A 12,570-nucleotide genomic window follows, 5' to 3' on the forward strand; every position below is an offset into this window, starting at 1 on the left:
TCCTATGATTATATGTTGTCGTTAGGTTTTTTTCTTAAAAAAATATTGTTCAATAATTTAGTGATAAAAACTGGGGTAATATACATCAGTATCTGTCCCACAATAACATACACTAAGTCATTAAATCCCAAATATCCTTTTTTATAGAATTTATACATAATTGCAATGTATTCAGAACAATTTTTCCACGTCTTTCGTCTTTTTAAATTATCTTTACTTATTCTATAAAGTAATAATGATTCAGACAAATTAATCGAATTGTAGTTTTGATTTACCATCCTAATAAATAAATCTAAATCTTCTTTTCTTCCGTATTCATTGTATCCGCCCAGTTCCAATATCTTCGATTTTTTAAACATTACAGTAGGGTGATTAAAAGGACTTCTTCGTCTAGCAAAACGCTTTATTTCATTAAATGTTGTAGGAACTATTCTTGAGGAAACAACACACTTTGGGTCATCTACAAACTCATTAATTTGAGTTCCAACCATACACAAATCATTATTTTTTTCAAATGCTAATAACTGTTTTTCACAACGTTCTGGCAAGGATATATCATCTGTATCCATTCTTGCAATAAGTTCATTTCTACAATATTGAAGGCCAGTATTCAATGCTTTTGCCAATCCACCATTTTCTTCCAATTTAACTATAGTAAAAATATCATTGTATTGCTTCTTATAATTTTCTATTGTGTGCTCTAACGCATCTGTTAGCGGACCATCCTTAACTATTACAACTTGATCAGGCCGAATAGTTTGATTTAAAATACTATCAATCGACATTTTCAAATAATCCACATGTTCTTTTGCATATACAGACATTAATACGCTGTATCTTTCCATATTATATCTCCGTCCTTCTAATGCTCTCTTCCAGCCCTACTTTTCTATAGTTCACAGCCTTACCGCTTTTATCCTTATATTCACTCATTCCAGCTTCGTAACTCAAACTACCAAATGCCTTATCAACGAGTCCAGTTACATATCTCATAATTCTTAGTGCCCAACCGAAACCACGAACAATCCTAATCTTCTTTCCATGTACCTCAGCAATCATCTTTACAAGTTCACTCGTATTGCTGTACTCGCTATTCTGTGGCCAAAATATTCCAAACTCTTCATTATCAATCAACAATCTAACAAATTCACATAAATTTTCAATATAAAGCATACTTCTACAATTATTTACCTTAGGAAATATAGGAAGTTTTCTTGCTAATTTAGCAAGAATAGGATAATTTCCTTTGCTACCTTTACCATAAATCATTGGTGGACGAAGAATACAAATTTTCATATTCCCACCTATATTTCTCAATCCTAACTCAGCTTGCCATTTAGAATCAGAATAGCAATTGTCTGGAGTTGGCACAGTATCTTTAGTAATCATCTTAGTTTTACCTAATGGTGCACTTTTTCCATAGATTATAGCAGATGACATGAATATGAATTGTTTAACTCCTTCTTTTTCTGCTTTTTTTGCAACTTCCAATGTTAAATCAGTATTAACCGATCTATATAATTCTTCTTTTTCTACACTAATTTTCCCATTGTCAGAATGAGCAATTCCAACTACATGATAAATACAATCATAACCTTCAAAGCTTTTATTTTTCCAATTGCCATCAATCATATCTATTGTTTCTACATGATATTTATCCGGCCATTGGGCTAGCCATTTTTCAACATTTACACCTATATAAGAATTTGCTCCCGTAATAAGTACCTTTTTCATTACTTATTCACCTCGCTTTTATTCATCATTCCGGTTCCACCTTCAACAACACCATCGCTTTTCAAAACACTAAATATAGTTCCAAGAAAACATTTTACATCCATTACAAAGCTACATTTTTTTACATACACACCGTCAAGTTTAGCTTTAACATCTATTTCTAATTCATCTCTACCATTGATTTGAGCCCAACCTGTTAATCCTGGAAGAACATCATTAGCATTGTACTTTGCTCTTTCTTCATATAAATCATCTTGATTCCACAATGCTGGTCTAGGTCCAATAATTGACATTTCACCTTTCCATATATTAAAGATTTGAGGTAGTTCATCTAAACTTGTTTTTCTTAAAAATCCTCCAACTCTTGTTATATATTGTTCAGGATTTTCTAATAAATGTGTAGGTGTATCATGAGGAGTACACATTTTCATACTTCTATATTTATATATTTGAAAAAATTGTTTTTCTCCATTTTTATCTTTTGCAATTCTTTTTTGTTTAAAAAATATCGGTCCTGGATCATCCATTTTTATTGCTATTCCTATTACTATCCAAAACGGAATTAAAACAACAATTCCTATGCTACTTAAAATAAGATCTATCATTCTTTTAATATAATTTCTATACATCAAAATTTCCCCACTTCCTCATCATCATTAATAATCTCTCCAAATTTAACTAAATAATTACTACCAATTTTTACTTTTTGTCCCAAACAAGCATTAGGCCTTATCGTCGAATTTGAATTAATTAGAGAGTAAGAATTAACAATAGCATCATGATTTATCACTACATTTGCACAAACAATAACACCGTCACCTAATTTAGAATTGGATTCAACAACACTAAACGGGAAAAATATGCACCCCTCTCCATAAGATGCATCAATAGATTGAAAAGATAAAGGATCAATTAAGTTTACTAACTCAAATCCTAATTTTCTAACATTATGACATATTTTTTCTCTTAATTTATTATTTCCGATAGCTACAAAAGCACATTGATACTCTCCAACAAATTTCTCCAATTCATCAATTTTTCCTATTGCTTCTAATAAGTTATCATCAATAAAAGAGATTTTATCAAATTTATTCATCCTTCTTGCGATTTCAGCAGAACATCTTCCATGTCCACCAGCACCAACAATCAATAATTTCCCCATGAGTCCTCCCATAATGTCACACATCACCTATAAATCATTTTCATGCTAAACAGAATATTAATATAATTAATACGCTATAAATAACCAGCATAAGACAAATATACCATCTACCTAATCAAAAGATTAAGATTATGAGCAAAAACTCACTGATAGCATAATACCCCAACATACCTATTTAATCTAGGAAATATTATAAAATATTATATGAATTTGTCAATATTTTTCAATATCTACTAACTTTTTTACTTAAATAAAAAAAGTAGGTTACCCTGATATATCCCTAGTCAAGTAGACAAAGGAAATATTTAAAAATCTCATCGATCAACAACCCATTCTATATTGGTTTGGGTAGTTTTTTATTTCTTCAATAATCATTTCTTTTTGTCATATTTTCTTTGTTTTAATTTCATTCCAGTATCTTACATACTTTGCTGCTGGAATAATTGGATATTGCGTAATTTCGTTTTGTTCTAAAGATTCTTTTTGTACTTACCCACAATTCTTACCCTTTAGCCCTTTTTTGAGGATAATGCTTGACATAATAATTTAATGTCCCTTTGATGGCTTCTCTCATTTCATCCTTTGAAGATATGTTTAGATATAAGATAAACAACATATCTTTAAATTGCCCTTGGAAACCTTCACATACTCCATTATCAATGCATTTTGAAACACGAGACATGGATTGTGACATACCATATTCATCCAGTTTAGATTTGTATACTTGTCTTGTATAGGCAAATCCTCTATCCGAATGTATGAGTGGTGTCGCTTCTGGATATGCACCATGAGCATTATCTAATGTCTGATTAACTAAAATTGTATCATTTTTATCGGATACTTCTAAAGAGACTGGAAATCTGTCATATAGATCAATCATAGGTGATATAAATAGTTTTTCTCCAGTCACAGGAACTTTAATTTCTGTGACATCCGTACACCATTTTTGATTCGGACCAGTTGTGTTGAAATCTCTGTTTAGAATATTTTCTGCAGTATGTTCTGCATTTGATTTGATGTATTTATATCTGGGTCTACGTCTATAAGAAGATTTGATATCATTGATACACATCAATCGATAAACTCTATTATGACCGCATCCATATCCTTCATTTCTTAGTGTGTAGTACATGGTCATAGTTCCAAAAAGAGAATTATTTGAATTAGATATTTCCTTTATTCTAGCTGTAATTCTTTCATCCTCGTGTTGTTTATCAATTTGTTTTGGAGATGGTGATGATTGTAGCCACTTGTAATAAGCACTTCTACTGATATTCATAATCGAACACATCTCATTTATTGGCCAGTTGCGATTACTATGTAATGATTGTATTAGCGAATAATCTTTTATCTTTTGTTTTCTTATAAGATAAATTCTTTTAGCCTTCGGAAGACTCGCTAAACAGGTTCTTTCGAAGGCTTCGTCTTTTTTTAATAGTTCTAGCCCCATTTCTTGTCGCCTGTTGATTCTTTCAAGTTCAGCTATTCTTTGTTGTGCTTTTTCCAAATCAGTCAATTGTTCCCTAGATTTACGTTTACCACGTCTATCTTCTAGACCACCTCCACCTTTGGATTCATATTTTTTGACCCAGTTATATATCTGAGCATAATTTCCTCCATAAAATTCAGCTGTCCCTTTATAATCATGGTTGTGATCTATACAGTATTTTACGATTTCGATTTTCTTTTCCCTACTTACTTTTAAAGTGTTAGCCATATAAACCTCCGGTTTAGGAATATAATCCTTAAGTTCTCTATGACTATTATACTTGTTTATCCAATTTAAAACAGTACTATGTTCAGGTATTCCATATTTAACAGCTAAATCATAAGTAGATCCAAGACCTTGCAGATATTCTTGAACAACCATCTCCTTAAACTCTTTGGAGTACTTATTGTTTGTACTTTTGTTATCAAAAATTGAATGTCCATTTGCACGATAACTTTTGACCCAGTTTAAAACTATGTCACTTCCATTTTTACTCATATTTAATTCAACAGCAATTTGACGAGTTGTTTTTTTCCATTTAAATAATCTTCACAAGTCTGCACCTTTTGTTCCTTTGTATATTTTGCTTTTCTTCCCATAATAAAATCCCACCTTTGTAGTTTCACATCGATGGGATAATTTTAATTATTTCGTGTGTCTACTTTATTGGGATTATATCATTCATACTACTTTTTACATTTTAATTATCTATACTTGATATAAATCTCTAAAGCATACTATATAAGATAGTTCTCAAATATTACTTCAATAACGCGACAATGCGACGATTATTGATGAATAATCTTTTTTAAGATAAAACAGCATCTTGTTTCATTTTTCTTTTCACTCTTTGTTTTCCATTTTCATAATGATATGTACTCACAATATGTTTAACAGCACTTCTCATATCACTGTCTTCATCATAAGCAATTGTCTTTAATTCATCTAATTCCTTTAAGAATAAAGGAATATCCATTTCAATAGGATGCCCAATATGAATCAATTTATTTGGTGTTGTTTGCATTCCTTCTTCTTTCATTAACATTTCTTCATAAAGTTTTTCTCCAGGACGCAATCCCGTAAATTGAATTTTAATATCCACATCAGGTTCATACCCGGATAATTTAATAAGATTTCTTGCCATATCCAATATCTTTACAGGTTTACCCATATCTAAGACAAAGATTTCTCCACCTTTTGCATATGCTCCAGCCTGTAAGACAAGAGACACAGCTTCAGGAATTGTCATAAAATATCTGATAATATCAGGATGTGTGACTGTCACTGGTCCACCATTTTGTATCTGTTTTTTAAATAATGGGATAACAGAACCATTAGATCCTAAAACATTTCCAAATCGAACAGCAACATATTCTGTTTTTGATAATTGATCATAAGCTTGAACAATCATTTCACATATTCTTTTTGATGCTCCCATAATATTTGTTGGATTTACAGCTTTATCTGTTGAAATCAAAATAAATTTCTTAACATGATACTGATCACAAGCTTTCACTACATTCAATGTTCCAAAAACATTGTTTTTTATAGCTTCATGTGGTGCATCTTCCATTAATGGAACATGTTTATGTGCTGCTGCATGATAGACAATATCAGGATGATATGTTTCAAATAAATCATTCATTTTACCAACATCTCGTAATGATGCTATCATAGTTTGTAAATCTAATTTTGGATATTTACGTTTTAACTCCAATTGAATATCATACGCATTATTTTCATAGATATCGACAATAATCAATTGTTTAGGTGATCTTTCTGCAATTTGTCTGCATAGCTCACTACCAATAGATCCGCCTCCACCTGTAATCATAATAACACGATTTGTAACATAAGACATAATTTCATCTAGATTAACTTTGATTGGATCTCTACCAAGTAAATCCTGTACTTCCACATCTTTTAATTTATTCAAGATAATTTCATCATTAATAAACTGATAGATACCAGGTAATCTTTTTAATTTACATTTTGTTTCCTTACAAATATTTAATATCTTTGCTACTTCTTTTTTATCAATTGAAGGTAAAGCAATATATATTTCATCAATTTTATATTTTGAAACATGATCCAAAATAGTATTTCTATCCCCAACAATAGGAACACCATGTATTCTTCTTCCTATTTTATGAGGATCATCATCAATAAAACAAACAATTGTTTTATGTAAATTTTTTGTATTCAATGTTTCTCTTAATATTTTTTCGCCAGCCGAACCAGCTCCAACAACCATAACTCGTTTATTTTGTACGTCAGTTCTTCCAAATAAATCATGGCGACTGGCATACAATCTTAAAAAGCGATAACTAAAACGTGTTCCTCCCACCAATAATGTGCTCATCATAAAATAACCACATATAACACTGACTGGTAAATGAGCATTTGTTATCATATTGATAACTATCAAAGCACACGTACTGAATAGTGTAGAAATGACAATATTCATAAGTTCATTGATTGATGCAAATTGCCATAGACTACTATATAGTTTCATAAAAGTAAATATGCCAAGACTGATAAGCATCAACAATACTACTATTGGCATTGTTTCATACACAAATGTCCATGACATCATATTATAGTCATATAACATCATTGACCCATAGTAGCTTAACAATACACTCATAATATCTACCACTATCAGAATAATTCTACGAACAAGTAGTTGATATTTATCCCCTATACGCTCCATAATCATCCCTTTCCTTCCATTTTTGCATCAGGACTTATGTTTTTTCACCAATTTTTACAATATGTTGAAAACATTTGATAATCACTTGATTTTTTTTTATGAATCAAGCATAATACATATTGAAATATAACTGGTCACACAAAATCCATGACTAGTCATAAAATAACATTTATATGACAATAAATCAAGAATTTTGTGATAAATGACACATATTTCTAATTTTTTAACAACAAATAAGGAGGTCTCTATGACTGAACAAGAAATGATGAAAAATGAAGATGAAATTGAAATTAACTTAGGGGAATTATTTGCTTTACTAAAAGCGCAATACAAACTCATTATTATTAGTACTTTAGTTACAACGATTGTTGCTGGAGTTTTGACAGTCTTTTTTATTGACAGAAAATATCAATCAGTTGCCAGTATCTATCCAAAACCTGAAGTCACTGAAGGTATGGTTGACTACACACAAATCAATGCTAACAATTTGATGGTCAATAACTACATTGAAATGTTAAAAGGTAATAATATTCAAAGTCAGGTTGCTGAAAGTTTAGGTATGACTACTGCTGAAGTAAGTAATAGTGTCACTATTTCTAACCAAACTAATACACAAATTATTAGTATTTCAGCTACTACAACTGACCCAGAATTAAGTAAAAATATTGTAGATGAATTAGTTGCAACTTTTAAAAAAGAAGCTAAGGAAACATTAAATATTAACAATATTTCAACGATTGATCAGGCACAGATTGCAGATACACCTGTATCTCCTAATTTAAAAATGAATTTAGTTATTGGTGCACTTATTGGTGCTTTCTTAAGTGTTGGATATCTTTTTATTAAATTTATGCTTGATACTCATATTCATAATAGGGAAGAAGCTGAAAAATACTTAGGTATTCCTTGTTTAGGTTCTATTCCTTATTTTGATAACTAAAATGCAATTTATTGATATTCATGGTCATTATGCCTGGGGTATTGACGATGGTATTCCAACACAAGATGAAGCAATAAAAGCCTTACAAATGGCTAAAGAGAATAACATCTGTACAATAGTAGCAACACCTCATGTTGTACCTGGTACGCATAATGAAACAGACATCCAACATTTTAAAGAAAGAATAGCTAAGCTCAAAGCCTTAGCTCAAAATGAAAATATCGAAGTTTATGAAGGTTGTGAATTATTCTTAAATCATGATTATATCAATTCAATAAATCAACAACTGTTTATACCTATTGAAAATACATCATACCTTCTCGTTGAATTTGATGTTAGAAAAGAAATTGGGAAAGAATATGAAGTTGAAGATTATCTTTATGAGATTGATATCAAGGGTTATACACCAATTATAGCTCATGCTGAAAGATATTTCCCTCATGGTATTGATTTACAAAGAATTGAACAGTGGATTGATAGTGGTTATGTGATTCAAGTCAATGCATCAAGTCTATTAGGTGTACATGGAAAAACTGTTAAAAATAATGCTTATCAATTATTGAATAATGGTTTGATTCATATTATTGCAACGGATACTCATCGCAGTCAAGGTCATCGTATTCCTTGTTTACAGGAAATTTATCAATTACTTTCAAAAAAATATGATTATCAAACATTGAAAACGTTAATGTATGATAACCCATTACACATATTACAAAATGAAAGCGTGGAAATGATTCAAGTCAACCAATCATTTTTCAAAAAGTTATTCAAAAGGAGATAATTTATGGCTCAAAAGAAAAAATATCGTAAAACTTTAAATATTTTAGAAAAATCAAAAAAACAATCACAATTTGATTATACAGAAATTTTTAGACATATTCGTACAAACATTGAATTCTCAAATGTTGATAATCCTATTAAATCAGTTGCAATTACGTCTTCTCAATCAGGAGAAGCCAAATCTACAACATCAATGAATTTAGCATATATATTTGCAACAAAGTATAAAAAAGTTCTTATTATTGATTGTGATTTGAGAAAAACAATGTTACATAAATATATGAGATTATCCAATTCACATGGTCTTACTGATGCCCTTATTGAATTTGGAAAAACACATCGTTTTAATGATGAATATTTCCAAACAATTAATGACCAATCTTTTTCTGGATTACTCTATGTACTAACAGCTGGTATTCATGTTCCTAATCCTTCTGAGTTATTAAGTTCAGACACTTTTAAAGAATATATGAAAGTTTTAAAACAAAATTTTGATTTTATCATTATTGACTGTGCACCTATCGGTTCTATTTCAGATGCAATACCAGTAGGAAATGCTGTTGATGGAACAATTTTTGTTGTTTCTGCTAAAGATACAAAACGTAAAGATGCTGCTCAATGTGTAGATTTACTTAAACGTAGTAATGTTAATGTTATTGGTAGCGTCTTAACAAAAGCTGATTCTGGTTCTGGTTCATATCATTATTACTACTGATGAAAAAGATATCCTTTCCTTTAATCGTTATCCTACTTGTATGTATTATTTTAACGCTTATAGGATATAATACTCTCATTACACGTAAAGATAGTCAAAAGTACCAGAATCTGCAAGAAGATTATCCTACATCTTCTACAAAATCCTCAAATACTCAAACACTTTATTGTATAGGTGATAGTTTAACACTAGGATCTCATGCATATCCAACTGTTCTTTCTGAATTAACAAACTTATCAATAGAGACATTTGGGGGTTCACAGGATCAAACAATAGATATAGCGATTAGATCAGGCAGAACAAAAATATATGCTTATGATATTACAATTCCTGCACAAACTGATCCTGTAGAATTAACGTTATATAATGAAGATCATGAAGAATTAGATGTTTTAAAAAATAAAGGCAGTAACTTTTCTAATGTCGAAATTGCTGATATCAGTGGTATATTGAAATATGATTCTGAAAAAGAAGTACACACATTCACTAGAGATGAAGCTGGTAAATCCGTAACACTTGATGAATATACTCGTATTAATGCTGATTTTCCAACTTTTGATAAAAATGGAATTGCTATTATCTTTACTGGAACATATGACCCCTATGAATCAGGTAGTATCTTCAGAACAATCACATATCAACGTGCTATACTTAATCAATTAGGCATCAAGAAATATATCGTTGTTTCTTTAACATCAAAAAGAACATTTCAGATTGTAAATGATATGAATAGTGTATTAGAAGAAGAACATGAAGAGCATTTTCTTAATTTTAGAGATTATCTTTTAGAAAATGGTTTACAGGATGCTGATATCACGCCAACAAAACAAGATCAAAGCGATCTAGAAAAAGGATATATTCCTCGTAGTCTTCTTCAAGACAATCTAGTTGATGGAAACACTGAATTTCATGAATTGTTAGCTAAACAATTGATTCAAAAAATGAAAGAATTAAAATATATTACGGACGATGATTTAACAAATACTCAAATTTAATTAAACAGCCTCTATAGTTATAAACAATTATAACTATAGAGGTTTTTCTTTCATTATAACAAATTGAGATTTTTATCCCTTATCTATATATTATAAACATTTTTATATTGAATTATCAAAGATACAATACCTTATTTTATCTCTATTTCATAGATTATAACCATCTAAAACGATAATCTTTTTATATACATAAATCAAACTTATAGTAATGGTATTGAAAAATAGTGTCCTTGCTTGTTATAAATAAGAATATAAACTCTTTTATTTATGATATTTATCAATCACAGAATATATGAGTTCCACTAATTCCAATGCACTCCTAAAAAATTTGGTTTTATTTGTTCTAAGCCACGTCATCTCTCCTTGCCATGAATTGTTCTGCCTATACATCACTTTAACCGTAAAAATATCTTTACTTTTTTTAGGATACATTAACGAATGATTTAAATGTTTTTCAAAATTATCTCGTTTTAAATCCTGATAATCCAATTCAACATCAAGGGATTGATTTTTTATAATCACATGATGATTTCTTTCATCATATTCAGGAATATTTAAATCTTGCATGATTTGATCCATTATTAATATAAGTTCTGTTAAATTATGAAACTGGATACTTTTCTTTAAAACTGGACTATGTAAATCACCACAAACCACACCATTTTCATATGATAAAAGTGCAATTGTAAAATACATTTCTTTCGTCATAAATGACACATTTTTCAACACCTTTCTCCATAAAATAAAAATGAACGATAAAGTAGACATTTTCACGCATACTTTTTGTTTTATATTTCGTCAAAAAATCATACTTTTTTAATATTTTTTCACTCATGAAAAGCTTATTTTTATTATAAGTTCATCGAACGATAATGTCTACTTTTTAAAGGCAAAATTACAAAATAAAATCTCTATATATCTACTCATGTGACCATCTTAGAAAAGTATTTTGAGATATTCCTAGTATTTGGGCGGCCTGACGAGAATTAATTTCACTTTTTTCCCACTTTCCTTTTACATCATCAAAATTATCAGGGATATTTTTCCTTGGTCTACCAAATTGTACGCCTCTACACTTAGCCGCATGAATCCCTTCTTTTTGCCTTTGTTTAATATTCTCTCGCTCAATTTGTGCAACATAGGCAAGAATCTGTAAAACTAAATCTGCAATAAATGTTCCAGTCAAATCATTATTTTGACTTTTTCTTGTATCTAATAATGGCATATCCAAGACAACAATATCAGCCTGTTTTTCTTTTGTAATGATTCTCCATTGATTCTGTATTTCATCATAATTTCTTCCTAATCTATCAATAGATAAAATAACAACGACATCCCTTTGTTTTAATTTTTTCATTAAACGATGATATTGTGGTCGATTAAAATTTTTCCCACTGATTTTATCCGTATATATATTCCTCTCCACAACCCCAAATTCTTTTAATGCTAGTAATTGTCTGTCTTCACATTGATCTTTAGACGATACTCTGACATACCCATATATATTTCTTTTCAATTTATGTCCTCCTTATTAACTATAGAAAATGAGTCACAATGAAATATCAAAAGAGCATTCTTGCCATATTTAGTATAATCAAAAAAACGAATATTTAACGTTTTTTATTCAAATCACAAATATAACTTCATACTTATTGTCTATTTCATCATACGACTTGTTTAAAGTATATAAAGACTATTTCTTGTTTGTGAAAAGAGTTTTGAATATACAAACATAGCAATCAGTTATTTATATGCATTATGAATGAGTTCTTTATGTTTTTCGTATCTTATCGTCATTGTATCTATAAACAAATATAGTAATAAATTTCAAAAATGATAAACAATTGATAACATATATAATCATGGTATTTTAATCATATAAATGGTATAATGAACAGGAAAAGAAAGCAGGTGAAGATGTATGGGATTATATCTCAATCCAAGAAATGATAGTTTTCAACAAGCAATCAACAATCCTATATATGTAGATAAATCATTACTGATTAACTATACAAATCAATTAATAGGTACCGGTGATA

General features: G+C 29.7%; 12 protein-coding genes. 4 read left to right on the plus strand and 8 right to left on the minus strand.

Features of this window, described 5'->3' with window-relative positions; translation table 11 throughout:
• Positions 1-8: 8 nt before the first annotated feature.
• The 6 genes from B5E48_RS05050 to B5E48_RS05075 all read right to left on the minus strand — a co-directional run bounded on the left by B5E48_RS05050 (position 9) and on the right by B5E48_RS05075 (position 7,104).
• Complete coding sequence (locus B5E48_RS05050) at positions 9-845, minus strand: glycosyltransferase (RefSeq protein ID WP_087304292.1); 837 nt, start codon at positions 843-845, stop codon at positions 9-11.
• Between the two features lies 1 nt (position 846).
• Entirely contained in the window at positions 847-1,734 is an 888-nt protein-coding gene (locus tag B5E48_RS05055) for an NAD-dependent epimerase/dehydratase family protein (protein ID WP_087304293.1), read from the minus strand.
• Complete coding sequence (locus B5E48_RS05060; protein WP_206407316.1) at positions 1,734-2,363, minus strand: sugar transferase; 630 nt, start codon at positions 2,361-2,363, stop codon at positions 1,734-1,736. The genes B5E48_RS05055 and B5E48_RS05060 overlap by 1 nt, the downstream gene beginning before the upstream one ends.
• A complete protein-coding gene (locus B5E48_RS05065; RefSeq protein ID WP_158097261.1) occupies positions 2,363-2,896 on the minus strand; it encodes a PglD-related sugar-binding protein in 534 nt (177 codons plus the stop codon). Before B5E48_RS05065 ends, B5E48_RS05060 begins: the two co-directional genes overlap by 1 nt.
• Before the next feature lie 502 nt (positions 2,897-3,398).
• Positions 3,399-4,883 carry an IS3 family transposase gene (locus B5E48_RS05070; protein WP_087304296.1) on the minus strand — a complete coding sequence of 495 codons (1,485 nt, stop codon included), beginning with the start codon at positions 4,881-4,883 and terminating at the stop codon, positions 3,399-3,401.
• A gap of 310 nt (positions 4,884-5,193) precedes the next feature.
• A complete protein-coding gene (locus tag B5E48_RS05075) occupies positions 5,194-7,104 on the minus strand; it encodes a nucleoside-diphosphate sugar epimerase/dehydratase (RefSeq protein ID WP_241146927.1) in 1,911 nt (636 codons plus the stop codon).
• A 241-nt stretch (positions 7,105-7,345) separates the two neighbouring features.
• Here B5E48_RS05075 and B5E48_RS05080 point away from each other — a divergent pair, with 241 nt between their 5' ends.
• The 4 genes from B5E48_RS05080 to B5E48_RS05095 are packed head-to-tail and all read left to right on the plus strand — an operon-like array spanning position 7,346 to position 10,531.
• The gene (locus B5E48_RS05080) at positions 7,346-8,038 is read left to right on the plus strand and encodes a YveK family protein (protein ID WP_158093971.1); all 693 of its coding nucleotides are present in this window, start codon (positions 7,346-7,348) and stop codon (positions 8,036-8,038) included.
• A gap of 1 nt (position 8,039) precedes the next feature.
• A complete protein-coding gene (locus B5E48_RS05085) occupies positions 8,040-8,822 on the plus strand; it encodes a tyrosine-protein phosphatase (protein ID WP_087304298.1) in 783 nt (260 codons plus the stop codon).
• 3 nt (positions 8,823-8,825) lie between these two features.
• On the plus strand, positions 8,826-9,536 hold the full coding sequence (locus B5E48_RS05090; protein ID WP_087304299.1) for a CpsD/CapB family tyrosine-protein kinase: 711 nt from the start codon (positions 8,826-8,828) through the stop codon (positions 9,534-9,536).
• Positions 9,536-10,531, plus strand: coding sequence for a hypothetical protein (locus B5E48_RS05095; protein ID WP_087304300.1), 996 nt, complete (start codon positions 9,536-9,538; stop codon positions 10,529-10,531). The genes B5E48_RS05090 and B5E48_RS05095 overlap by 1 nt, the downstream gene beginning before the upstream one ends.
• 261 nt (positions 10,532-10,792) lie before the next feature.
• Here B5E48_RS05095 and B5E48_RS05100 read toward each other — a convergent pair whose 3' ends face one another.
• The gene (locus B5E48_RS05100; protein ID WP_143747007.1) at positions 10,793-11,248 is read right to left on the minus strand and encodes a hypothetical protein; all 456 of its coding nucleotides are present in this window, start codon (positions 11,246-11,248) and stop codon (positions 10,793-10,795) included.
• 202 nt (positions 11,249-11,450) lie between these two features.
• The gene (locus B5E48_RS05105; RefSeq protein WP_087304302.1) at positions 11,451-12,047 is read right to left on the minus strand and encodes a recombinase family protein; all 597 of its coding nucleotides are present in this window, start codon (positions 12,045-12,047) and stop codon (positions 11,451-11,453) included.
• Between the last annotated feature and the right edge of the window lie 523 nt (positions 12,048-12,570).

The sequence above is a fragment of the Massilimicrobiota sp. An105 genome (assembly GCF_002161155.1).
Taxonomy (GTDB): Bacteria; Bacillota_I; Bacilli_A; order Erysipelotrichales; family Coprobacillaceae; genus Allocoprobacillus; species Allocoprobacillus merdigallinarum.